The sequence below is a fragment of the Salinivibrio sp. KP-1 genome (assembly GCF_000968645.1).
Taxonomy (GTDB): Bacteria; Pseudomonadota; Gammaproteobacteria; order Enterobacterales; family Vibrionaceae; genus Salinivibrio; species Salinivibrio siamensis.
Genome location: NZ_LAQR01000048.1, coordinates 14,354 through 39,461 on the forward strand (window position 1 = coordinate 14,354; position 25,108 = coordinate 39,461).

Sequence of the window (25,108 nt, forward strand, 5' to 3'; positions counted from 1 at the left end):
TGATAAATGAAACGCGCTGATGCGACGGATTGAAAAACCCCGTGCTTGAACATCTGCTATGGCCTAATATGGTGCCCGCGTCACAATCAATGAGTAATAATATGCAAGATGAAACCAGTACCAGTATCGCTAACTTGATTGAAGTGGTTGAGAACCAGATCGCCGACCAAGACCCCAAAAAGGTAGCAGAAACCTTGATGCGCCTGCGTATGACCGGCTATTCACGCGACGAAGCTATCGAGTACATTGCCTGTGCGTTAATGGTTGAGATCTATGATGTTAGCCATCACAACGGGCAATTTACCCTGTCCCGCTATGAAGCCAACTTAGACACCCTGCCAGACATGCCATGGGCCGATGAGATTAATTTGGATATCGGTGAGTAAACCTATCGCTCTGATGGCCGTCATCGAAAAAGCCGCTGGGCGCGGCTTTTATATTTAGAGCGGGTAGACCTTTTCAAACTCTTCAAGCACCACATCCGAGTGCTCATCAAAATGCAGGCCGTGTGTTTTAGCGTACTGGGAGAAGTAACCCCAATGCGCTTCGTGCCAACATTGGTACGAACCATCTCCCTCGCCTTCTCGTGCGGCAAATTCAGCGCTGACTTGGTTAAACGGGCAATAGCTCACCTGTGTGGTTTTGACGATGCAAACGGGTCGCTGGTGACCATTAAGGACAATCTTATAATGTCCTTTTTGCGGGATCACCGCATTTTTCTCTTCCAAAGAACTACGCAACCGGCAGTGCGCTTTCTTTTTATTCAAACTCACCAAGGTCGCGACTTCATTGGCTCTGACGGTATGGTGGCTTAACGTATCGACTACCACCATATCGTCACTTGGCCGCTGGTGAGTTGGCAGGGTCGCAAGGTACTGGTGCCAAAAGGCGTATTGTTCTTCAGTCATCTCTCTCGCCTTGTTTTCTTTTTGAATGGTTTCTTGGGCAGTTAAACGACGGTTATCTTAACGCTCTGTTTCGTTTTCGCCTATGCGCCAGCTAACGTTTCACATTTTTCTTACAACGAAATAAATGCCGCTGACACTAACCAACCAATATAAAAAAGCGGCCAGGATGGCCGCTCAGAATAGAAGAGACGTTTAATCGCTAATAAATGGCAATAAGGCTTGGTGAAGCCGGTCAATTTCATCAATGGTGTTGTAATGCATCATACCGATGCGGATCACACCGCCTTTATCTAAGATATCAAGCTGCTCGCACAAGCCTTGGGCATAAAAGTGCCCATTCCAGACACACAAATTTTGCTCACCAAGTACTTGAGCAACCTCAGCAGGCTTTGCTCCCTCTATGCGGATCGCAAACGTTGGAGTGCGTTTATCGAGCTGATTATCGTCGGTAATACCATAAATACGTACTTTGGGATAAGCGCGCATCAACTGGATAAAGTGTGCTGACAATGCTTGCTCATGCGCTTGATACTGCGCATAGCTTGCCGCTAGCCTTTCTCGTAGTGACGACGTCGGATCACCCCATTGTGCGAGATACTCGACTGCGGCGATAAACCCCGCGATGGCCTCAAAGCTTTGGGTGCCTGTTTCAAATCGGCCGGGGCCTTGATTAGTCGCAGGTTCCACTTTATACGGTTTTAACGTCTGTACCCACTCAGGCGCGACATAGACAAAACCAACATGGGGTCCAAAAAACTTATACGCCGAACAGGCAAGGAAATCGCACCCGAGTGCTTGCACATCCACTAAGTGATGGGGTGCATAATGCACCGCATCCACATACACTTTGGCGCCCACTTGTTTCGCCATCTCTACCACTTTTTCCACATCCACCAGACTGCCTGTGGTGTTAGAGGCAAGTGTCACCGCAATCAACTTAGTTTTGTCGGTTACTAGGCTGGCAAGGTGGGTCATATCGATAGAATACGTCGACTCATCAACACGTACCTGTTTCACGATCGCGCCTTTGTCGTGCGCCGCTTGTTGCCAGCTAGATACATTTGAATAGTGATCGAGTGCCGAAACAATCACTTCATCTCCCGCCTGCCAGTCGCGACTGATCGCCCGACTCAAAGAGAAGGTCAAGGTGGTCATATTCGGACCGAATACCATGCTTTCTGACGATGCGGCATTCACAAAGGTGGCTGCCACATCACGTGCGCGCTGCATAAGCTCGGTGGTATAACGACCAGAGAAAAACTGGCCGCCCAGATTGGCATTGTAGTGCCCTAAATAATCCACCATAGCGTCAAGCACCGCGCGGGGCACTTGCGCGCCCCCAGGCCCATCAAAAAATGCGACGGGTTTGCCTTCAATGATTTGCGCGAGTGCGGGAAAGTGGCCCCGAACAGCATGGGGTGAAAAACCTGCCGGTGTCATCGTTACTCCCTTGTTGCTGTGAGTACAAATACATCCATCGTGCCCGGTTTCTGGTTATCCACGGGCGTAATCGGCTCAGCGTAATGCCATAGTGTACGGTCATCAAGTGCCGCCATTTGTCCCGGTTCCAGCGGCAGGCTAAACAGCGGTGCGCTGGTTTTATGACTAAATACCTGAAAGTCACCGCCCTCAATATTATCGCGGCCAATACTGACAATGGCGATATGATCAAAGCCGTCTTGGTGAACGCCTTCTGGAGCGACTTGCACCGACTGATTATCCGCCTGAATACGAATTTGGTGGATTTCAATATCGTTATCGTCACTTAATTGATACACATCGCGGAACGTGCGACACATGGCATGAAAGCCGGGCTTTTGCACGGTTTCTGATTCAATATCTTCAAATGTTCTCGCTACGTCACCTTGGAACTCGTTAATGTCCGAGGTTTGCATAAACGGTCGCGGTGGTAGTTTTTCGACGCCCCCATTAAAAACATGAACCACCGAGTAACGGCGAAGTCGATAGCCGCCATCAGCATGTGAAGTGCCTGGAAGATTATCAAATGAGGGTTGAAGCTGCTTGATATGATTATCGTCCAGTTGATTGAGCTGCATGAGTAGTGAAGACGTATTCATGGCTTTCTCCTTTTATCTGTATCGACGCACGCATTGATGCCAGAGCCGTTGCCAGATACAAGATTAACAAATGCGTTACATGTTATATTTAACTAAATCCCCTGTTATTTCCAGCTTCAACCCTAGATTTGTCGACCACAAAAACATCAATCAGAATTATCCGCTATTGATAACCCTTAAGCTATTGAAAACCTCCAACCCAAAAGTTAACAATTATTAAACATCAGCATTAATCACCAACATAAAAACCATTAGCAACATTTTAAATCACCACCTCACCGTTTTTCTGTCACGAAAAGTTGCCATGAGTGATAAAACAGGATGTTATAGATAAGGTTCCGCCCGTTTGTGGCTGTGTCTATCCGTTTATCGCAACCGTCTGAACTCACAATTCGCGCTATACTGTTAATACACGCTCTGCAGCTTGGGGGAAATAATATGGCACGTCTTGCCATTCAGTGTTCATGTGGGCAGATGACAGGAGAGATCATTGACGCACAACAAAGCCAACGCTGTGTGTGCTTTTGCAGTGATTGTCAGACCTATGCGCAAACACTGGGCTACCACACCGAACTCGAGCCAGGCGGCGGCACAGAAGTGCTACAAATCACGCCAGCGCAGCTCCGTATTTATCGCGGCCGAGATCAATTAACCTGTTTAAGGTTGGGCGAGCGAGGCCTATACCGCTGGTATACTCGTTGTTGCCAAACGCCTATCGCCAATACGATTAATGCCGATATTCCTTTTGTTGGCGTGGTGAGTGCTTGCTATCACATTGAAGGAGATAATGAAGAAGAGATCGGCCCGGTTCGCTGGTATGTGCAAGGCCAAGATGCTCGCTCAACGCCTACAGCAAACAAGGTTCACGCACGATTTCCATTGCGCTTGATGGTTATCACTGCCGTAAAGGGCTTGTGGGCACGACTACTAGGCAAACATCGCCCCAATGTCTTTTTTGACCGTGAAGGACGTCCGCGAGGGCTTGTCCATCATGTCGGGCAATCAACACCATCACCGAGAGGAAGACAGTCCCTCCCCTGACGCAGTAAGGTACAGCCGATGGAAGTGATTGGAAATACCGTGATAACGATGCTTTAACTTCATCAAAACCCCATTTACAATAGTGCGGTAAAATCAAGCAATCCCCCGAGCGAGGCGACGGCCTTCGAGGTAAGGTCGCCTCTCTTATTCACAATAACGGACAAGGGGAGGCATCCGTGAGCAACCCATCTCAACATCCAGATAGTTTCAATACCCGACGAACCCTACACGTCAATGGTGAAACCTACGACTACTACCGATTGGACGCACTGTCTGAGACGTTCAACATTCATCGATTACCTTACTGCCTAAAAGTCCTGCTAGAGAACTTACTACGCAAAGAAGATGGTAAGAATGTTTCTGCCGATGACATTCGCACACTTTGCCAGTGGCAAGCTGATAAAGCAGGACAAAATCAGGTGAACTTCACCCCCGCTCGCGTCGTACTTCAAGACTTCACCGGCGTACCTGCCGTGGTGGATCTAGCAGCCATGCGTGCCGCGATGCGAGAGCTTAAAGGTGACCCAGCTAAAATCAACCCGCTTGGTGCGGTTGATCTTGTCATCGATCACTCGGTCATGGTGGATGACTACGGCAACCCTGATTCCTTGCAGAAAAACACTGAGATTGAGTTCGAGCGCAACAGCGAGCGCTACCAATTTTTGCGCTGGGGTCAACAAGCCTTCTCCAATTTCCGCGTCGTACCACCTGGCACTGGGATCGTACACCAAGTGAACCTCGAGTTTTTAGCACCCGGTGTATTGGTGGAAGAGCACGGCGACAACAAGTTAGCCATGCCAGACACGCTCGTGGGCACTGACTCGCACACCACCATGATTAACGGCTTGGGTGTACTGGGTTGGGGGGTAGGCGGTATCGAAGCGGAAGCGGCGATGCTCGGCCAGCCTATTACCATGCTAATTCCAGAAGTGGTCGGTTTTGAGCTTAAAGGTGAGCTGCCTGCGTCCGCCACGGCAACAGATCTTGTACTCACCGTCACCCAAATGCTACGTGAGCGCGGCGTGGTGGGTAAATTTGTTGAGTTTTATGGCCCGGGCCTCGCTAAATTGCCGCTGGCTGACCGCGCAACCATTGCCAATATGGCGCCAGAGTATGGTGCAACCTGTGGCATCTTCCCGATTGATGAAGAAACGCTTAGCTACATGCGCCTGACAGGACGCACCGATGAGCAAATCACGCTGGTCGAAACCTACGCTAAAGCACAAGGCTTGTGGCGTGATGACGATGCACCGGTGGCTGATTATAGTGACACGCTCCATCTCGATCTGGGTGATGTGGTACCAAGCCTGGCGGGTCCCAAACGTCCACAGGATAGAATTGCATTAACCGATGCCAAAACCCAATTCGATCAGCTGTTGGAAAAAGAACAAGCGGCGTCTAATAATGTGATTGCAAGCTTTGCCAGTGAAGGGGGTCAGACCGCAGTCGATAACCCCAGTCTTCGTGAGCAAGGGAAAATAGAAGTCGACTACAAAGGTGAGCGATTTACGCTTGAGCACGGTGCCGTTGTGATCGCCGCGATCACCTCCTGCACCAACACGTCGAACCCGGCCGTGCTTGTCGCCGCTGGGCTAGTGGCACAAAAAGCACGCGAGCGAGGCTTAAAAACGAAGCCTTGGGTGAAAACGTCTCTCGCACCTGGATCACAGGTAGTGCCTGCGTATCTAGAAAATGTTGGCCTACTTGAGCCACTTGCCGACCTTGGCTTTAACATCGTCGGCTTTGGCTGTACCACCTGTATTGGTAACTCAGGGCCATTACCAGAGCCGATCACAGAAGCCATTCGCTCTGCTGACCTGCTCGCGACCAGCGTGCTCTCCGGTAACCGCAACTTTGAAGGCCGTATTCACCAAGATGTGAAAGCCAACTATTTGGCATCGCCCCCATTAGTGGTTGCCTATGCACTGGCAGGTAATATGAATGTGGATGTCCTTAAAGAGCCATTAGGACAAGATGAAAGCGGCAAGCCGGTCTACCTCAGAGACATTTGGCCAACGCCACAGGAAGTCGCGCAAACCATCCAATCAGCGATGACGGAGGGGCTGTACCAAGACAAATATTCGGATGTATTTGCCGGTACAGACGCTTGGCGGAAACTGCCAGTCCCTGAAGATGAGATTTACTCATGGCCTGACTCCACCTACGTTAAAAAACCAACGTACTTTGATGGCATGACCATGGCGCTCCCCGAGATGAAACCCATCAAGGGCGCACGCTGTGTGGTGAAAGTGGGCGACTCTATTACGACTGACCATATCTCACCTGCAGGGGCGATTAAACCGGATAGTCCCGCGGGCGAGTATTTGAAATCCAAAGGGGTTGAGCCGAAAGATTTCAACAGCTATGGCTCCCGCCGTGGTAACCACGAAGTCATGGTGCGCGGCACCTTTGCCAACGTGCGTTTAAAAAACCATATGGCACCAGGCACCGAGGGCGGCATGACCACCTATCTACCCACCAATGAGCAAATGAGCATCTATGAGGCGGCCCAACGCTATCAACAAGATGGCACCCCATTGGTGGTCTTGGCCGGCAAAGAGTACGGGACAGGGTCGAGCCGTGACTGGGCAGCCAAAGGCACTAACCTGCTGGGGATTAAAGCAGTCATTGCTGAAAGTTTTGAGCGTATTCACCGCTCTAACTTAGTGGGCTTTGGTGTGTTGCCGTTGCAATTTAAAGACGGCGATTCCGTCGAGTCACTCGAGTTGGATGGCACGGAAACGTTCGATTTTGAGGAGATCAGCGGCGAACCCTCTACCCTCAAGGTGCGTGCAGTTCGGGATGATAAAACCATCGAGTTTGACGTCAACGTCCGCATCGACACTGCAGTTGAGTGGGATTACTACCGCCATGGCGGTATTCTCCACTACGTGCTGCGCCAACTCGCCAGCTAGTACTAGCATCGCTACCACAAAGGCCCCGCGGGGCCTTTTTTATTGCTTCGCCATCATGGTTTCAAACGCGTCGATCACCTGCTGTGTATCAATGGCAGCCATCACATGATCGCCTTTCACCCTAGTGCTCCATGCTAATTGCTCAACGGGCTTGCCATGTTGCTGTTCAGCAAAGGTTTCATAGACACTGACTACATCCGCGGGGTTGTTATAAGGGCCGGTCCGCTTCAGATTACTATGCCCGTAAAGACCTAAAACGGGCGTGCCTTGCGTGGTTGCCATGTGCGCGGGGCCGGAATCGGGGGCTAGCACCGCATCGGCACGTGCGAGCACCGCGGCCAATTGCTTGAGACTTGTTTGTCCCACCAAGTTAACCAGTGGTACGTTGGCGTCGGCAATAATGCGCGCAGCCAGCGTTTTTTCACGCGCAGCCGGTGAACCACAGAGTACCACCTGATAACCTTTACCGACCGCGTAGTCGGCAAATTCGGCATAACGCTCTGGTAGCCAGTTGCGCTCATCTTTGCTCGCGGCGGGACTGATCACGATAGTAGGCTTATCACCGAGTTGCGCTTCAGCAAAGGCATGATCGTCTTCAGAAAGTGGTAAATTCCACTGCGGCGGCGTAACCGGCACGCCCAAATATTGAGTGAAGGCGAAAAAGCTATCTAACACATGGCAAGATTGGGTATCGGGGATCCGTTTATTGGTAAACAGCCACTGTCCCTCTTTCGCTCGGTGGCGGTGAAACCCCACGCGATAGCGCGCGCCGATCCCCACAGTCAATAAGCTAGCGCGTAAAGCAAGCTGCATATGTACTAACGCATCAAACCGACGCCCTTTCAGCTGCCGCCAGACGTGACGCATGCCTGCCAAGCCTGCTTTTTTATCAAACACCACCAGCTCCACCCCTTCCAGCCCGGCCAAAAGCTGGGCTTCGACTTTACCAACCACCCAAGTGATCTGCGTCTGCGGCCAATGACGCTGCACGGCTTGGATCGCCGCGACCGCGTGACAGACATCGCCAATCGCAGATAGGCGCAAAAAACACAGGGAGCGTGGGGCGTCAGTAAACAGAGGCATAACAAATTCCAATTAAGTTATCGCGCCGATTATGCAGTTGGCTCGGTTAAATGTAAAATGCCACCCTATCGATCAAATTGTTACGAGAATGTATTTATGGGCGCTAATACATCCCCCTCAGAAAAGCCGCGAGGGCTGATACGTATCATTAAAGCTACTGGCTATTCTTGGGCTGGATTAAAAGCGGCATATCACCATGAAGCCGCGATCCGTCAAGAAGTTATATTATTGGCTGCGGCGCTAGTCGTATTACTCTGGCTGCAATTACCGCTGACGGAATCCTTGATAATGTTCGGCGTCATTGTGTTAGTGATTATCGTCGAATTACTTAACTCCGCCATTGAAGCCGTGGTCGACAGAGTGGGGGAAGAGCGCCATGAGCTCAGTGGCAGAGCCAAAGATATCGGTTCTGCGGCGGTATTTGTCAGTTTGCTTTTGGCGGGTGTGGTCTGGCTTACCATTTTATGGCATCACTTTGGCGCCCCATTGATTCAATAACACACATAACCATACCACCCGGCAATGCGCCCGTTACGTTGCCAATTAATTAACTCAACTGTGATGAGAAACCATGTCTTTTAAATCGCGACTTCAAACACATAGCTGGTTCATCGCTATTAACGCCCTTGTGTTGATGGCAATAGCCAGCCGCTACTTTGCGTTTCTACCTAGCTTTCCCACTGAGCCACTTGGCATCACCTTTATCGTGGTCAGTACCTTTAGCCAGATGGCCTTACTTGCCGCCATTGTTGGCTTAGTAACACTCCCGCTGCTATTGCTGCCAACCAAGGTGCGCCAACCGTTGCTCGCCTTGATTGCCTCGGTGGGTGTGATCACGCTTTTCATCGATACCATCGTGTTTGCCCAGTATCGATTCCATATCAATGCCATGGTGCTAGATCTGATCCTCGCCGGGCAGATTGTCAGCTTCCCGCTGATCACTTGGCTGATGGTGATAGGTGGCGTGGTTGCCTGCCTCGCCGCGCAGTGGGCAATTCTGGCTGCGTTGTCGCGGACACGTTTTTCTTCCCAGCACAAAGTCGGCAAAAAATTTGCGCTACTCACGTTTCTGACCTTGCTCGCCACCCACGGGATTCATATTTGGGCCGCTGCCTATGCGTACCAACCCGTGACAACGGTGAAACGTTATTTGCCACTTTTCTATCCAGCCACCGCCAACAGTATGATGCGCAAAAACGGCTGGATTGATGAACAAGCATTGGCTCGCCAAAAGGCGATGGATGTAGATCGCGAAGCCGACCTTAACTATCCTCTTTCACCGCTGGACACGACCGAGGTTGAGCAGCCGGTGAACATCATGTTTTTGGTGGTTGACTCATGGCGCGCGGATACCTTCAATGCTGACAACACGCCCAACCTTTGGGCACTGGCGCAAAATGGTCGTACCTATTCACATCACCTTGCGACGGGGAACGCCACCCGTACCGGCATTTTTGGCCTGTTTTATGGCATGCCTGGCACCTATTGGCACAGCTTTCTTGCCAATCAGCAATCTCCGGTACTGATGGATCGTCTGCAGGCACTCGATTATCAACTGGGTATTTTTACCGCCGCGCAATTGGAAAAGCCGGAATTCAACCAAACCGTGTTTGCCAAGGTGTCCGATTTACGTAACGGTTCTGAAGGCGACTCTCCCGCCGAGCTAGACGCAGATCTGACCCAAGATTGGATCCGTTGGCACCAAAAGCGTGACCCCAATCGTCCCACCTTCTCGTTTTTGTTTTACGATGCGCCACATGGCTATGATTTTCCTGCGGACTTTACCCCCAAGTATCAACCGATGTTGGACGAAGTTAACTATCTCAAGCTAAACAACGAGACAGACCCAACACCGTTTTTCAACCGCTATAAGACCAGCGTGCGTTACGTTGATAGTTTGGTTGCCCAAGTGGTTGAAGAGCTGAAACAAAGCGGAGAGTTCGACAATACTCTGCTGGTTCTCACTGGCGATCACGGCCAAGAAATGAATGACAACCAACTGAATTTTTGGGGACATAACAGTAACTTTACTGACCCACAAATTCATGTGCCTTTCGCGATGGTCGGCCCCGGCATCGATGCAAAACAGGTAGATACTGGCAAGCAGCTAACCAGCCACCAAGATGTTGCGCCCACCCTGATGAAGCATTATTTAGGCGTAACGTCCGATCCAGCCAGCTACGCGATTGGTCATGACTTACTTACACCAAACCCCGGTCAAGATTGGGTGTTATCGTCAAACTACAGCGGCTATGCGTTAGTGACCGACGACACCATTTTAGAAGTGGGTGCTGGAGGGCAATACCAATACATGGATAACACCAATCGACCCATAGAAAACGCATCACCCGACTTTGCGCAAATGGAAAAAGCCCTCGAGCAAATTAGCCGTTTCCGCTAGTCCGTCGCTTGCGCGTTAAAGCCTATCCGTTTATGAGCCTCTGTCTTCCAGAGGCTCATCTATCCATTTTCTACAGGCTAGATCCAGTCAAAAAACTGCGCAAACTCCTGCCATTGCGCCGATGCATCCGCTAGCCGCGCTGGATAAAAACGCACGGCCTGACCGGGTGGCGTTTGCGCCAACATGCTCAAGCTGGCACGGGTTAAACAGCCAAGCTTAGGATAGCCACCGAGTGTTTGCCGATCATTGAGTAGTACAATCGGCTGACCGTCAGGGGGCACTTGCACGGCCCCGAGCGCAATGCCTTCGGAAACAATTCCCGGTTGCTTGCTGACAACGCTCGGTCCATTGAGCCGCACACCCATACGATCACTGTGCTGATCGACCGTGTATTCGCCATCAAAAAATGCCGTTAGCGCCTCGGCGCTGAAGCTATCAAACTGATACCCCGGCACAAGCGCCAGTGGAGTCAGGGCATTGTAGTCAGGAATAAAACGTGTCGGTACACCGCGCACCCTCGGCAACAGCGCATGCGGTCGGCAAGGCAACACATCTCCTTTGGTGAGCGCCATGCCTCCCGCCTGTTCACCTAATCCGGAATGGAGACCGCCGAGTTGATTGCGCATCACCGTCGCAGCACTGCCAAATGCGCCATCGACCGCCCAGCCGCCACGCACCGCGAGATAGGCCCGCAAACCACGGCGCGCGTAGCGTAAACGCAATTCATCACCCGCATTTAGCGTCAACGTCTGCCACATCCCCACGCGCTGACCATTGATACAAGGTTGCATGTCTGCGCCGGTGATGGCGATCGACATCGCGTGGTCAGCACGAAAACGTGCTTGACCCATGGTTATCTCGACCAGCGGTGTATTGGCGGGGTTATCGAGTAAATAATTCGCCCAAGCAAATGCGTGGCAATCGACCGGCCCGCCTTGGCTTAAGCCAAGCTGGCCCACCCCGTAGCGCCCTGTGTCTTGCACCAAGCTCAATACGCCGGGGTCGAGCACCGTTAATCCTGCCACCATTGACCTCCTGCCGCGCGGTAATCAGACTCTGACATCGGCTCAAAACAGACGGTATCACCTACATCAAACGGCATCATGGGCGATTGACGGGGATTAAATAGCACCTTGGGACAATTGCCAATAATTTGCCAGCCTGCGGGCGAAGCCGCTGGATACACCGCGGTTTGCTGTTGTGCAATGCCCACACTGCCAGCGGGGATCTGATGACGAGGCGTGGTATGACGTGGCATGGCTATTGTCTCATCCACCGACGCAAGAAAGGCAAAGCCGGGCGCGAAACCAATCGCACAAACGGTGTAAGTTTGTTGGCTGTGTCGCGCAATCACCTCTTGCTCACTTACGCCGGCAAACTCGGCGACCGCAGCTAAATCGGGCCCAACCGAAGGGTGATAATACACCGGCAACGACACGTGTTTTCCGCCCACGGCGTCGTCGGTGACTCGCAATGAGTCGCCTTGATTCATCACCCACGTTTTCAACGTTTCTGGCGAGAGTAAGCGAACATTCACTTCCACCAGAACGCTGGTGTAGGCGGGAATTAACTCAACCACACCACGGCCAAAGTGTTGCTGGATTCGCTCACACAGCGCAGATAACTGTGGGACTAAGGCAAGATCGATCTTATTGCCCAACCGGATCATTATCGTGGTTTCACTGACCTGCTCAACCTTGAGTGTCATGGTGTTAAGGCCTTTCTGAGTTGTTTTATCGCCTCGACCGATTGTGGGTTATCTCCATGCACACACACCGTATCCGGCGAAAGCGAGAGCGTTTGCCCCTCAAGGGTTGTCACCGTGCCATGTTGAGATAACTGCAATAACTGTGCAATCATCGCGTTGGCGTCATCTAACACCGCGCCCGGTTGACCGCGCGGCGCTAATTGCCCTGACGCCAGATAGGCTCTATCAGCAAAGGCCTCAAAAATCAGCGGCACACCGACTTGTTGGGCAAGCTGGCGATGCTGACGGTTATCCGGCAGTGCCAGCACCATTAATGGTGTATTGGGCAGCGTATCAGCCACCGCAACCAACACCGCTTCAAAGCAATCGTTGTCCACCATCATGGTGTTATACAGCGCACCATGGGGCTTCACATAATCAAGGCTCGCATTAAATCGCGCACAGATCCCTTGTAATGCGCCAATTTGATAGCGAACAAGGTGACTAATTTGTGCCGGGGTATGATCAATATGACGACGGCCAAAGCCCTGCTTATCGGCGTAGCCAGGATGAGCACCAATACTCACATTGTACTTTACTGCGAGTGCTACCGTGGCCGCCATGACATCAGGATCAGAGGCATGAAAACCACACGCGATATTGGCCATATCAATCCACGGCATCAGCGCGCTATCCATTCCCATCGTCCACGCACCAAAGCTTTCACCCATGTCTGCGTTTAGTTTCATCACTCCCTCGATTTCACTGACTTTGCTTTACCTTACGGCTTTTTAACCCGCCGATAAACCAACAAAATAGTCAGGATGTGAGTCTTGTGTCGCGCTTGCCGGGCGTTGACGGTAAAAAACGTGCTGACCGATAGCCTAATCTCCCTGATATCACCCATTCGAGAACGGCGAAAAGCACTCTTGAACGCCCCTGATTACTTGTCTGACGTCCTAAAAGATGGGCAAAAAAAGGCGAGTATACAGACAGACCAAACATGCCAGAACGTTAAGCGTGCGTTGGGCCTGCTTGTGGGATAAAGAGGTAAGAGGAGTGAGTGAAAAATGGCTTATATTTACTTAACAGTGATGAATCAAATAGTTATCGCAATCTCTTGTGCATAACGAGTTAGACAGATGTGAAAGATTGCAGGATGTTTCCCAATCCACATCAAATAAAAGGGCTTTTTGCGCGGCAAACAGAAAAAATGTCTTCCATACTTTAGCGAAATCGAAACCATAATTAACACAAGGTATCCGGTATGTTGAAGTTAATGCTGCGCGGAAAGCTCTTAGTGCTTGCCATCGTACCTTTGGTATTATCCATTCTCGTTACGTTGTTTATCACTACCTATTACGAGCGAGAGCTGGTCGAAGAGAACATTGCCACTTTTCGAACCAAATTAATTGATGAGCGAAAAATGCAGCTTCGCGAAGCCACAGAAATTGCCGCGACTGTAGTAAAAAACGCACAGCAAGCGGACGGCGATGCCACGCAAAATGTCAAAGACGCACTTCGCGAAGTGACCTTTGGTAAGGCTGGCTACTTTTACATCTACGATAAACAAGGCAACAACGTATTCCATGCCTTAAAGCCAGAGCTAGAAGGCCGGTCCTTGATCAATCTTACCGATCCCAAGGGCAACAAAATTATCGTGGGTCTGCTCGACGCGGCGCAAAGCGGTGATGGCACCTTCACCTATCTCTATCAAAAGCCGGGTACCGATGAACTGATCGAAAAGATTGGCTATGCCGATATGGTCTACAACGGCCAATGGATGTTGGGAACGGGGGCGTACATTGACGACATTGAGGCGCGCGTTGCCGATTTCCGTGAAAATGCAGAAGAGGCTTTAGCGGCACAAACGGCGCGAATGATCATTGCAGGTATCATTATTCTGATTGTTACCTTTGTCGCGGTTGCCTTTGTTGCCCAACGGATGTCAACACCGGTGAAAGACATGCTGGACAACCTCAATGATATTGCCGACGGTGATGGCGACCTGACTCAGCGCCTGAAAATTAAAGGCAGTGACGAAATTGCGCTGCTTGGGGATGCGTTCAACCGCTTTATCGATAAGCTGCAAACCACCATACGTAGCGTGGTGGATGTCACGGAAAAAGTGAGCCACACCGCACGCACGATTGACGAACAAACCCAGATGGTTGCCACGCAATTACAGACTCACGATAACGAGACTGAGCAAGTGGTCACCGCTGTTACCCAGATGAGCTCGGCCGCGCAAGAGGTGTCTCAGAACGCCACCCAAGTGGCTGATGCCACCAGTGCAGCTACTGACGATGCGCGCCACGCCCAAGAGAAAGTGCAATTCTCGATCACCTCGATGCAAGCGCTGGTCGAGCAAATGAATACCTCGAGCACACATGTGGATTCGCTGAATGAGCAGTCCCATAAAATTACTGGCGTGCTTTCTGTGATTGGCGATATTGCTGAACAAACTAACTTGCTGGCACTTAACGCTGCCATTGAGGCCGCGCGTGCAGGCGAACAAGGTCGCGGGTTTGCGGTGGTCGCTGATGAGGTGAGAACCCTCGCAAGCCGCACGCAAAAGAGCACCCACGAAATTCGCGAAATGCTGGATGAACTTCAGTCATACGTCAATCAAGCTGTAGATGGGATGAAGCAAAGTAACGATACCTGCCAGCAAACCTCGGAGGCATCCAACGAAATTGGTAGCGGCATTGATTCGGTAAGTAATGCAATCACACAAATCAATGACATGACCAGCTACATTGCCTCTGCTGCCTCGGAGCAAACAACAGTGACCGAAGACATTCACCGTAATCTGGTATCGATTCGCGACATTGTGAGCCAACTACTCAACGCCAGTAATGACTCGGCACAAGCGGCGACTGACTTAAACCAGACAGGCGAAGAGCTCAAACGTCTGATGAGCCAATTTAAAGTTTAACCGGCAACACTAGACCAAAAGGCGCTAATCACTAGCGCCTTTTCTATTCCGCCCGCCGGCTTATCTTTCTACTTCTGGCAGCGCGCGTGCCATCAATGCCCCCAGCAAGCCAAGCGCCGATAACACCGCAATCACCACCATTAACCCCCACTGGCTCAACCATGCCGTGACGCCGCCCATGAATAAGAGCATGAAGCCAATCAAAGTATTGCTGACCGAGACATAATCGGTGCGCTGATTGCCCTCAGCCATATTCACGATGTAGGTTTTACGGCCAAGGCGCACACCCTCGTGAGCAATGGTCAGGACAAAATAGACGCCAGGCAGTACCCACGCCAAAGAAAACAGCGCGGGATACCAATGACTGATACTCACGACCACCAGCCCCAGCAACGCCGTCACTACAGCGGCCATTATCATCACTTGGCGACTAGATCGATCGGCAAACAGTCCCCAAAAAGGGGCCGACAACAAACTTGCGATACCGCTAATGGCGACAAAGCTTGCGGTGGTGATCGCCAGCGCTTGGCTATGCTGACTGGCTAACAGCACATAATAGGGCGCGGATAGTGCCGAACAGAGTAACAGTGAACGGGTGATCACAAAGTGGCGTAGGCGTCTATCATCCACCAACAAGCGCAGTTTAGACAGTGCATGCGTGAGCGCATTGGCTCCGCCTTCTGTAGCCCCTTCGTATTCATCAACTTGGCTGTAAAACGCTGCGGCAATCCACCAAAGCACTGCGCCGAACGCCAACAGCGCGCAATAGACCCATACATGTTGCTGATCCGAGACGCTGAACAATCCGATACCGGCTGCAATCGTCACCGCCCCCGCCAAGCTTGACGACCATCCATTCAAACGTCCTCGTTGCGGCTTAGGAATGGTTTTCCCTAACACATCTTTCGAAGCGACCGAGCACAAGCCTCGCGCCAGACTAAATACCACCAGCAAGCCAACAATGCTCCAGCCGGCTACCTGACCGGTTAACAGCAACGCTGCGATGGCCATTGCTAGGATACACGCCCCTTGAATGACAGAGCCCGCCACCCATGCCCACTTACGTAACGCAAATTGGCGGACATAACCGGCGATACCCAACTGAGGCACTAACGAGCCCGCCTCTCGTATTGGCACCAATAAGCCAATTAACGCCAAGGGGGCGCCAACTGCGGTGAGAAGCGCTGGCAAGACAATTTTCGGGTTAGATACCGCGTCGCCAATTTTGGTGAGTCCTTGGCTAACGATGATGCGGAAAAAATTGCCCGGAACCTCCCGACACGCACTGCCATCAATGTCTTTACAGGCACGAGCATCTTCTTCATTAAAAAGTTTTTGGTGTAAGTCATCCGCTAGTTTGTGCACACTTTCTCCCAGTCTCTTCTTTTTGTTTTTATTCTGCCCTTATTGGCAAGACACGGCAAAATCAACGTGATAATGTTCATCATGGCGAACCCAAGACCGCCTCGTTGAAAACTGAATATGTTGCTTTAAATACTGCCCATACGGGGTATCGTACAGTGCCGGCTGAAGAGTTGGATCAAAGATAACACGCCAAAGATCATAGCCACGACGCGTCGCTTCTCGGTGTAACGCCACTATGTGTGTGGCCATGGCGGTGTAATCAATGTGCTTGTCTTGGTATTGACCATTCCCATCAAACTCAATGCTGTAGCCAAATTTATTGAGTAGATGAGTCGGCAGATGAACCGATCGCCCCTCGGCATCGACGACCGGTGTCATAAAATCAACCGATAAGCCATTTCTATGGGTTTTATGCGGTTTGAACTGACCACCTGACTCAAAGCCCGTTTCAGCATATTGATATACTTTGTCTGGCTGCTCCGCCTCCAAAGACTGATACGATGCCACGATGATGTCACGCACTGCGGAGTGAACATAGGTTCGCCCCGCCCAACGCGCAATCAAGCTGTAGCCTATGAAATTCGCCCCGTCACTGGGCAACTGTACCCCATTGGCTAAATGACCATTCGACGTAGTGCCATGACAGGTACTTTGCTGCGCAGTGCCCGCCAATGGAAACAACAAACAAAAAACGGAAAGAATGAACGATAGGTACCGGCGATTAATTAGCATGGTTTGCCTGCCAGCTGGGCTTCGATATCGCGTATAAGACATGCGTTGCGAGCGGATGATCTGCTGCCAAATGAGGATGCAAAAAGGTAAAGGGAGCAGCCGGCGTCATCCCGAGTTTTTTCATCACCGCTTGTGAGGGCAGGTTACTCTCGGTGGTAAACGCATAAATCGCCGGAAGCTCAACGTCCTCAAAGCCGATGGCGAGTGCTTTTTGTGCCGCTTCAGTGGCATAGCCTTTTCCCCAATGTGGCGACGCTAAACGCCAGCCAATTTCAACAAACGGCTGATGGCCGAAATCGAAGGTGGGACGGTTTAACCCCACAAAGCCAATGAATTCCCGTGTTTCAGTCAGTTCTACCGCCCAAAATCCGAACCCATTATCCGCCAGTTTGGATTGAATATGCGCCGCCATTGCATCGCTTTGTGCGCGTGAAAGCACACTGGGAAAATAGCGCATGACATCGGGGTCTTGATTGAGTGCCGCAAAAGGGGTCAAATCGGACACTTGCCATGGGCGTAGCGTCAATCGCTTCGTTGAGTACATCACCAATACCATCCCTCGTTAACGATCACACTGAACACCGCCGAGCCAGTTACTGTAAGTCTTTATGACGCAAGCGCGTGAGCCAATATTCACGATAGCGAAAATAGCAATAGGTCGAGGCGAACAAGAAAAACAAATACGAAAGCGAAAAGACCAAAGGCGAGGTGATCAACGCATGTTTTAACCCGAGCAATACACCCGCCGCTGTGACGGCAATCTTAGCGACCACCCCGAGCAACAACAAAAATAACGCAAACTGGGGGTAATGACTGCTACGAAACGTGATCCAATAGCAAGCACCCACCGCTGTACTGGCGACGCCTAGCCCAAGAAGATAAGAATGGAAGTGCTCACCCGCCAACAAACCACCAAGAATGCTAAGCACGATAATCACAATAAACGTCATGAGTTCCCACCTTTTTTCTCAGTATGGCACTGACGCAAACCGCCAAGGAGACGCCTATTAAGAGAGTACGATCTTGCTCGCAGGCTCTATGCACGCGGTTGAAATTGACGGCTGAACGTTTGCTGTCAAAGCACCATAGCGGTGATTAAGCGCGTCGACAGTGACGATTTGCCCTTGCCGGCGAATACTCACTTTAGTGCCCAAGTCCACGCCCGTGAAACGCATCTGCTCATCGCCGCCACTCAAAAAGTGGAAACGGTCAATCGCCAAATCAACGAGCCGAAAGTCTCGGCGACGACAGCTCAATCGCGCCACCCAGCTTTTCGCCGATAAGACTTGCGTGGGAGACAAGGCGCGCACTGCAAACTGCCAGCCTTCACTCTCACCATAAAAATCCATCGGAAAATGCCGCTTAAATTTCTTCTTATCGTAGTAAGATTTCATTACATTGTTGTCATTTTGTTCGCCATTGACTGGCACACTAGTCTACACAACTATGATGCCGTATATGCTTTCTCTTGCCCAATAAAATTTACGTGTCAAACAGCAGCTACCTGAACGAATTACAGACAATGATAAACCTACCGCAATCAAGCGTATACATATGCGCTATCCTTAACAGAGGTGGCCAATGGAGAGGACCCTTCCCTACATGTGTAGAAGACTGATTTTGTGGTGTGTTGTTTCTATATACATGATGTTCAGTACGCACATTCATGCTGAACAGGCTCAGCCCCATGTACTATTTATTAATCCCGGTTATGCAACGGAAAGCTTCTGGCAGGACGTAGATGAATATGCCAATAGCGCTGCGTCAGCATTAAATATTGACCTAACGATTCGCCACGCCGATCGCAATCATTTTGCCGTGCGTCAAATACTCGCCGCAACGTTGAGTAAACCGACCCACCCTGATTACATTATCATCGTGAATGAAAAGCTGGCGGCCAAAAACCTACTTCCTATACTGAGAAAGTATCCTATTTATGTACAACTGATCTTGAATGATGTCGATCAGCAGACCAAAACCAAGCTCTTCCAAGACCCACATTGGCAACAATACTTACTGCCGAGCATTATTCCCAACAATCATTCGATAGGCTATGCGATCGCCGAAGCCATGGTGCAAGCAGGCGATAATGCGCCCGGCGAAGCCGTCATGATTTCAGGTGATCTTACCACCCCCGCATCCGTCCAACGCGAAGCGGGCGGCAAGCGCTTTTTCGTTGAACGCTCAGACATTACCTTACATCAAGTTGTTCATGGTCAGTGGAATGAGTCCATCAGCCAAGAGCAAATGCATACCTTGTTACAACGCTACCCAAATGTGCGCTACGTGTGGACGGCCAACGATCATATGGCGTTTGGCGCGATGAGAGCCGCGCGGCAAGCAGGAAAAACGCCCGGCGATGACATCTATTTTGCCACGGTCAATACCTCCGAGCGCGTGCTCTCTTTGCGAGAAAAAGGCGACATTTCAGCCCTTGGGGGCGGGCACTTTAAAGCCGCTGGCCTTGCATTGAGCCGCATTTACGCTCACGATAAAGGTTGGCCGTTACCACCGCAATGCGCTGGACAGTTGTTTCACTTAATTGAACCTGGCTCCGCTTTTTTCTTACAGTTGCGCGAGCAGGCGTGGGATCAAATCTCGTTTTTGAACATGGCGAAAGGGATTGAAAGCCATTGTCATTCAACCACAACTCAAATGGATAACTAAGTGATAAAACGCGATGTAAACTTACGCGGTCTTCAAGCGCGCGTCGCTTTCGTTGTGCTCGCGATTAGCTTACTGTTTGCGGTAGGGAGTACACTGACGCAGATGTACATCAACTACCAGCGCACACTGGCTACGACCACACAACTGGTAGAGAGCCGGAGCCATAACTCGGCTCGCGTGATTAGCCATGCATTGTGGGTCGTTGATTTAGAGCTTGTACGCCGCAGTGTAAAGGGATTGTCGATGATCCCCACCATTTGTCGCGTCGAGGTAAAAGGTTTTGATGGCACACACATCACTGAAGTCAATAATACCAGTGAGGACTGTGACGCCAATTATCAGTCATTGTTGAGCGTTCAAGGTAACAATATTGGCACCCTGAACATTGTGCTCGATCGCAGTGCGATTAAACGCGATGCCTTCACAGGCGCCGTGCCTGTCGCTGTCGTCCATTTTACTGAAACCTTTATCATCACTCTGCTGATTTTGTGGGTTATCCACCGGCTGTGCTCACGCCCACTCCAACAGCTGTCAAATACGCTCGATTACTACCAAACCGACAAGGCCAACCAAACGAGTGTGCCGCTCTCGTTGATTCAACGTAATGACGAAATAGGTAAAGTGTCTCGCTCAATCAATGCGATGCAATCGCGTATCAGAGACGACTTTCTACAAAAACGCGTGACAGAGCGTGAACTTCGTCAACATCAAACTTTATTGAAAGAGCAAGTCGAGCAACGCACCAAAGCCCTCAATTGGCAATCAAACGCTAGCTCTCTACTGGCCGATATTTCAATTCAATTTTTACGTGCAGACTCGCAATATATTACTGAAGACGTAGAGAAAATTTTTCCCGATATGGCGTCATTACTCGGCGTTGAGGCGATTGGCTGGTATGCCTTTGACGCATTCCGCGCTGAACGTCGTTGTTACTGGCCACAAGAGATTGATTTTGCCCCCCAGACCGTCGATTTAAGCGATATGCACATGATAAAACGGTGGCTGGCTGATACCGACGCACTGGTCGTTCCCCATGTCGGCCAGCTCGGCGATAATGCAATTAACGAGCGCTCTTGGTTGCGTCAACGGCATATTTTATCGTTTGCCGCTTTTCCGCTAACCGACGGTAGAAAAAGCTTTGGTATGATTACAGTGGCAAATCGCCGTCTACCCTTCATCTGGGATAACAATAAGACATTGCTTTTAAAACGTTTCGCGACCGCCATCAGTGAAGTGATGATCCGTGAACGAAACCATTACGCCATGGAAGAGCTGCAAGAAGAGCTGATTGTCGCCAATGAAAAGTTGAAAGTACAAGCAGAAACCGATGACCTCACCCGGTTAAGTAATCGAAGACCGTTTAAACGTGAGCTCAAAAACCATATCCAACATGGCATCGCCAGCCGGTTACCTGTCGCCGTCATGATGATCGATGTCGATCATTTTAAAGCGTATAATGATGAATACGGTCACCTCAAAGGCGATGACGTTCTCACCCAAATCGCGCGCGTGCTGCTTACACAAACGGAACGCTTTCATGGTTCCGTGGCACGCTTTGGGGGCGAGGAGTTTGCGATCACGCTCTCAACGCGCTATGCCTCGAAGTTAACTCAGCTGGCCGAAACCATTCGCGCTGAAATTGCCAAGCTTGATATCGAGCACAAGAAAAACCCAGATGGTGACAAAATCACTGTCAGTATCGGTGGCATTATTACGCTCCCAACTCGCGAAACCACGGACTCATACCTACTCGAAATGGCTGATCAGCGTCTATATCAAGCCAAAGAAGAAGGCCGTGATCGCACCAAAATATTAGATCAAACCAGAGAAAAATAGCGAGCTTGCTCACGCCCTCCTCTCAATCCCACGGGTGAGTCATGACAGTCCGATGACGGTATGCTACAACCCTCGTAAGCGATATGTTGACCACCCGCCAAGCGGGTGTCTCGCCTCATTATCCGGATAATAAAACTGTCACCGACTCAAGAAGCAGCGCTTCAGACGCTGTCGACGCAGAAAAGGAAGCCCTATGAAAGTCGTCTTTGTCCGTCACGGAAAAACCGATTACTCTTTGGCCGATGCTCGCCAAATGAGCCAACTGGAAAAAGACTATGCACCACTCCAACGTGCATGTATTCCCGCTATTCAATCGCTAGCCGATCACCCGAGTTTACAACACGCAGACATCATCCTCTCTTCGCCCTACACACGTGCCTTACAAACAGCAGAAATCCTCAACCGGCAATTGCAAAAAGAACTGTTTGTCGAGCATGACCTCCGCGAGTGGCAAGCGGATATCAAAGGGAGCTATATTCCTCTTTCTGAGCGCGATCGACGCTGGATTGAGTATCGAGAACTGTTTGCCAATGGAAATGAAGTGACCAATGCAGGTTATGAGTCCGCGACCGCGTTATATCGCCGAGTGACATCTGTGCTCAACACCTATCAAGACTACAATACGATTGCGGTTATCGCGCATTTTAACGTGATAGAGAGCTTAGTGGGTTATCGTGAGCAAGGGATTGAGTATGGAGAAGTGATTGAGGTCGACTACCAACCCAATCTCTAACTTCTCCCCCTTAGCGGGCGAGGCTTTAGCGCTAAAACGGTAAAAATCGCATACCTCGATGCAATGACTTTACCGATAGTTATAAAAGGGACGTAATAGGCGTCCCTTCTCGTCTTACTGCGATTCTACCAGAGCCTTTACTCTATCAACCCATTATTCTTAATCACGTTTTGATACCAGTAAAAGCTCTTTTTACGATGGCGAGAAAAGTCGCCACTGCCATCATCATGACGGTCAACGTAGATGAAACCATAGCGTTTGCGGTATTCGCCCGTGGTAAAGGACACACAATCGAGACAGCCCCATGGCGTATAGCCAATCACCTCAACGCCATCTTGCCAAATGGCATCCGCGAGCGCCTCAATATGTTGTGATAAATAGCTGATGCGGTAATCATCATTGATTTCCCCTGAGGTTTCACGCTTATCTGTCGCGCCAAGCCCATTCTCCACCACAAAAATCGGTTTTTCGTAACGCTCATACAGCTCAGAAAGCGCAAAGCGTAGACCTTTGGGATCAATTTGCCAGCCCCAGTCCGAAGCGGGTAGATGCGGATTCAATCGGCTTGCACTGAATAAAGCATTTTCATCTTCTTCTGGCGGGTTGGCATCTACGATATTCGTCATGTAGTAGCTGATCGCCAAAAAGTCTGCACAGCCGTTTTTAAGAATCATTGCATCCTCTTGATGCATGTTGACCTCGATCCCTTTGCTGGCCCATTGCGGCCAAATATAGTGTGGGTAGTGGCCTCGCAACTGCACATCGCTGCATAAATATTTGTCACGCATCGCTTGCTGTGACGCCAACATATCATCAGGGTGACAAGTCGCCGGATACAACGGCATCATGTGGATCATGCTACCTATTTTAAAATCCGGATTAATCACATGCCCTAGAGACACCACTTTGGCGCTGGCGACGAATTGATGATGTAGCACTTGATAGAGTCTCTGTTCGGGATGATCGTGCTCGGTAAAAACCACACCTGAATTACAATAGCCAAATAGCGGATAGTCCCAGTTGAGCTGGTTGTTGATCTCGTTAAAGGTAATCCAATAGGAGACTTTGTCGCGATAGCGAGTCATTACGGTCTCGCAAAACCGCACGAAAAACTCAATCACATCTCGATGAGCCCAGCCCCCGTATTGGGTGACAAGGTGCTGGGGCATCTCAAAATGAGAAAGCGTAATGACAGGTTCAATCCCCTTCTCTAATAGGTAGTCAATAAGGTCATCATAAAAGGCAAGGCCCGCTTCATTCGGCGTGATCTCATCACCAAGAGGAAATATCCTCGACCACGCGATAGACGTGCGAAAACACTTAAACCCCATCTCCGCAAAGAGATCAATGTCTTCACGGTAGCGATGATAAAAGTCCACAGCATCATGGTTCGGATAGGCTTCATGTTCTTCAACACGCTGGGTAATTTTGCGCGGTGTACCATGGGCACCTTTGGTCAGCACATCCACAATGCTGACGCCTTTACCGTCGCAATCCCATCCCCCCTCAACTTGATGAGCCGCTACAGCGCCACCCCATAAAAAATGCTCAGGAAATACCGTTTTCATTGTTCACCTCTTTGTATCGTCTTCCGCTAGGCTAACGATTTCCACTCAGCTGAAGTGTGAACTGACTCGAAAAAGCATAGGACCTCCACTACCAACTCGCGATCAAGTGAATAGAAAAGCATTAATAAAGAAAAATTATGCTATTAACCTATCGAGTGGTTAGTGCTAAGCTGTCTAAATAGACAAATCCATGCGATTATTCTTCACATATCAGGAGCTTTCATGAGTCGGTTTAGTAACGTTGCTATTGTTGGTGGCACCCACGGTAATGAGTTTAGCGGTGTTTACGCACTAAAACAGTGGCAATCCAACCCAGCAATCACAGCCCGCGATAGTTTTTCCACCGAACATGTCTTTGCGAACCCCCCTGCTTATAGCGCCAACAAACGCTATCTAGACTGCGACCTTAATCGCCAATTCGATCCTAAACTACTGGCTGACTACAGCTTGGCAAACTATGAGCAAAGTCGCGCTAAAGCCCTCAACCAACAATTAGGCCCTAAAGGGGATCCGCGCGTCGATTTTATTATCGACCTGCATAACACCACCAGCAACATGGGACCCACACTGATACTCTTGACACTTGATACGTTCAATAAGCAGCTCGCCGCTTATATTAGTGAGCGTATGCCCGATGCCATCATCTTAGTCGAAGATCATATTGAACCTATTCAGCATGCATTTTTATGCTCGATCGGCAAACAAGGGGTGATCGTTGAGGTAGGCCCACAGCCCCAATCGGTACTGCGTCATGATGTAATGGAATCGATGCAAGAAATGACGACACACATTTTGGACTTCGTGCATCTGTTTAATATTGATAAGGTGCCAGCACTGCCTAAAAACGTCACCGCGTACCGTTACAAAGAGACACTGCATTTACCACAAAATGAGCATGGGGAACGTATTGGTATGGTGCACCAGCACGTTCAAGACAAAGACTTTCAGCCGATAAAGCCCGGTGACCCACTGTTTATGTGTTTTGATGGCAAAGAATTAACATGGCAAGGCGACTACACGGCCTATCCGCACTTCATTAATGAAGCAGCGTATTACGACAACAATATTGCGATGTCGATGGCTAACGTATTTACCTTCACGGTATAACCTGTTTCTCCGCCTAATCTCCTCAGCGAGCGCGAGCTGCTGGGATTTG

General features: G+C 50.3%; 23 protein-coding genes. 10 read left to right on the forward strand and 13 right to left on the reverse strand.

All coding sequences use genetic code 11. The features are described from left to right. The first annotated feature begins 101 nt into the window (after positions 1-101). On the forward strand, positions 102-386 hold the full coding sequence (locus WN56_RS13420) for a hypothetical protein (protein WP_046075496.1): 285 nt from the start codon (positions 102-104) through the stop codon (positions 384-386). A gap of 54 nt (positions 387-440) precedes the next feature. Here the strand turns inward: WN56_RS13420 and WN56_RS13425 are convergent, their stop codons facing one another. The 3 genes from WN56_RS13425 to WN56_RS13435 form a co-directional block, all read right to left on the reverse strand. Next, a complete protein-coding gene (locus WN56_RS13425) occupies positions 441-908 on the reverse strand; it encodes an ASCH domain-containing protein (protein ID WP_046075497.1) in 468 nt (155 codons plus the stop codon). A gap of 192 nt (positions 909-1,100) precedes the next feature. Further along, positions 1,101-2,348, reverse strand: coding sequence for a cysteine desulfurase-like protein (locus WN56_RS13430; protein WP_046075498.1), 1,248 nt, complete (start codon positions 2,346-2,348; stop codon positions 1,101-1,103). A gap of 2 nt (positions 2,349-2,350) precedes the next feature. Continuing rightward, positions 2,351-2,986, reverse strand: coding sequence for a 2OG-Fe dioxygenase family protein (locus tag WN56_RS13435; RefSeq protein ID WP_046075499.1), 636 nt, complete (start codon positions 2,984-2,986; stop codon positions 2,351-2,353). 438 nt (positions 2,987-3,424) lie between these two features. On the opposite strand from WN56_RS13435, the gene WN56_RS16600 reads away from it, so the two are divergent. Then, positions 3,425-4,027: a DUF6151 family protein gene (locus WN56_RS16600; protein ID WP_052708090.1), complete on the forward strand. Its 603-nt coding sequence runs from the start codon at positions 3,425-3,427 to the stop codon at positions 4,025-4,027. A gap of 176 nt (positions 4,028-4,203) precedes the next feature. Continuing rightward, the gene (gene acnA / locus WN56_RS13445; protein WP_046075500.1) at positions 4,204-6,942 is read left to right on the forward strand and encodes an aconitate hydratase AcnA; all 2,739 of its coding nucleotides are present in this window, start codon (positions 4,204-4,206) and stop codon (positions 6,940-6,942) included. Positions 6,943-6,981: 39 nt separating this feature from the next. Here the strand turns inward: acnA and WN56_RS13450 are convergent, their stop codons facing one another. Then, on the reverse strand, positions 6,982-8,025 hold the full coding sequence (locus WN56_RS13450) for a glycosyltransferase family 9 protein (RefSeq protein ID WP_046075501.1): 1,044 nt from the start codon (positions 8,023-8,025) through the stop codon (positions 6,982-6,984). 96 nt (positions 8,026-8,121) lie between these two features. Between WN56_RS13450 and WN56_RS13455 the strand changes: the two genes are divergently transcribed. Both WN56_RS13455 and WN56_RS13460 read left to right on the forward strand, forming a co-directional pair. After that, positions 8,122-8,523, forward strand: coding sequence for a diacylglycerol kinase (locus WN56_RS13455; protein ID WP_046075502.1), 402 nt, complete (start codon positions 8,122-8,124; stop codon positions 8,521-8,523). Between the two features lie 73 nt (positions 8,524-8,596). Continuing rightward, complete coding sequence (locus tag WN56_RS13460; RefSeq protein ID WP_046075503.1) at positions 8,597-10,426, forward strand: DUF3413 domain-containing protein; 1,830 nt, start codon at positions 8,597-8,599, stop codon at positions 10,424-10,426. Positions 10,427-10,503: 77 nt separating this feature from the next. Here the strand turns inward: WN56_RS13460 and WN56_RS13465 are convergent, their stop codons facing one another. From WN56_RS13465 to WN56_RS13475, 3 genes are read right to left on the reverse strand one after another with little or no spacing between them, the layout of a single operon-like run. Beyond that, positions 10,504-11,454, reverse strand: coding sequence for a biotin-dependent carboxyltransferase family protein (locus WN56_RS13465; RefSeq protein WP_046075504.1), 951 nt, complete (start codon positions 11,452-11,454; stop codon positions 10,504-10,506). Further along, complete coding sequence (pxpB, locus tag WN56_RS13470) at positions 11,439-12,134, reverse strand: 5-oxoprolinase subunit PxpB (RefSeq protein ID WP_046075505.1); 696 nt, start codon at positions 12,132-12,134, stop codon at positions 11,439-11,441. The genes WN56_RS13465 and pxpB overlap by 16 nt, the downstream gene beginning before the upstream one ends. Continuing rightward, the gene (locus WN56_RS13475) at positions 12,131-12,862 is read right to left on the reverse strand and encodes a 5-oxoprolinase subunit PxpA (RefSeq protein WP_046075506.1); all 732 of its coding nucleotides are present in this window, start codon (positions 12,860-12,862) and stop codon (positions 12,131-12,133) included. The genes pxpB and WN56_RS13475 overlap by 4 nt, the downstream gene beginning before the upstream one ends. Positions 12,863-13,380: 518 nt before the next feature. Between WN56_RS13475 and WN56_RS13480 the strand changes: the two genes are divergently transcribed. After that, positions 13,381-15,051, forward strand: a complete 1,671-nt coding sequence (locus WN56_RS13480; RefSeq protein WP_046075507.1) for a methyl-accepting chemotaxis protein — start codon at positions 13,381-13,383, stop codon at positions 15,049-15,051. A 60-nt stretch (positions 15,052-15,111) separates the two neighbouring features. Here WN56_RS13480 and WN56_RS13485 read toward each other — a convergent pair whose 3' ends face one another. The 5 genes from WN56_RS13485 to WN56_RS16605 are packed head-to-tail and all read right to left on the reverse strand — an operon-like array spanning position 15,112 to position 18,542. After that, positions 15,112-16,416 (reverse strand): MFS transporter, encoded by a 1,305-nt coding sequence (locus WN56_RS13485; RefSeq protein ID WP_046075508.1) that lies wholly within the window; start codon positions 16,414-16,416, stop codon positions 15,112-15,114. 39 nt (positions 16,417-16,455) lie between these two features. Further along, on the reverse strand, positions 16,456-17,148 hold the full coding sequence (locus WN56_RS13490; protein ID WP_046075509.1) for a penicillin-insensitive murein endopeptidase: 693 nt from the start codon (positions 17,146-17,148) through the stop codon (positions 16,456-16,458). Beyond that, positions 17,138-17,692: a GNAT family N-acetyltransferase gene (locus tag WN56_RS13495; protein WP_197075777.1), complete on the reverse strand. Its 555-nt coding sequence runs from the start codon at positions 17,690-17,692 to the stop codon at positions 17,138-17,140. Before WN56_RS13495 ends, WN56_RS13490 begins: the two co-directional genes overlap by 11 nt. A 49-nt stretch (positions 17,693-17,741) precedes the next feature. Next, a complete protein-coding gene (locus WN56_RS13500; RefSeq protein ID WP_046075510.1) occupies positions 17,742-18,098 on the reverse strand; it encodes a hypothetical protein in 357 nt (118 codons plus the stop codon). Positions 18,099-18,155: 57 nt separating this feature from the next. Next, entirely contained in the window at positions 18,156-18,542 is a 387-nt protein-coding gene (locus WN56_RS16605; protein WP_052708091.1) for a hypothetical protein, read from the reverse strand. Between the two features lie 250 nt (positions 18,543-18,792). Between WN56_RS16605 and WN56_RS13510 the strand changes: the two genes are divergently transcribed. The 3 genes from WN56_RS13510 (at position 18,793) to WN56_RS13520 (ending at position 22,384) form a co-directional block, all read left to right on the forward strand. Then, positions 18,793-19,815: an ABC transporter substrate-binding protein gene (locus tag WN56_RS13510; protein WP_046075511.1), complete on the forward strand. Its 1,023-nt coding sequence runs from the start codon at positions 18,793-18,795 to the stop codon at positions 19,813-19,815. After that, positions 19,816-21,651, forward strand: a complete 1,836-nt coding sequence (locus WN56_RS13515; RefSeq protein WP_046075512.1) for a GGDEF domain-containing protein — start codon at positions 19,816-19,818, stop codon at positions 21,649-21,651. A 193-nt stretch (positions 21,652-21,844) separates the two neighbouring features. Continuing rightward, positions 21,845-22,384, forward strand: coding sequence for a histidine phosphatase family protein (locus WN56_RS13520; RefSeq protein WP_046075513.1), 540 nt, complete (start codon positions 21,845-21,847; stop codon positions 22,382-22,384). A 137-nt stretch (positions 22,385-22,521) separates the two neighbouring features. Here WN56_RS13520 and WN56_RS13525 read toward each other — a convergent pair whose 3' ends face one another. Beyond that, positions 22,522-23,952, reverse strand: a complete 1,431-nt coding sequence (locus WN56_RS13525; protein ID WP_046075514.1) for a 6-phospho-beta-glucosidase — start codon at positions 23,950-23,952, stop codon at positions 22,522-22,524. A gap of 222 nt (positions 23,953-24,174) precedes the next feature. On the opposite strand from WN56_RS13525, the gene WN56_RS13530 reads away from it, so the two are divergent. Beyond that, on the forward strand, positions 24,175-25,059 hold the full coding sequence (locus tag WN56_RS13530) for an aspartoacylase (protein ID WP_046075515.1): 885 nt from the start codon (positions 24,175-24,177) through the stop codon (positions 25,057-25,059). Positions 25,060-25,108 lie beyond the last annotated feature (49 nt).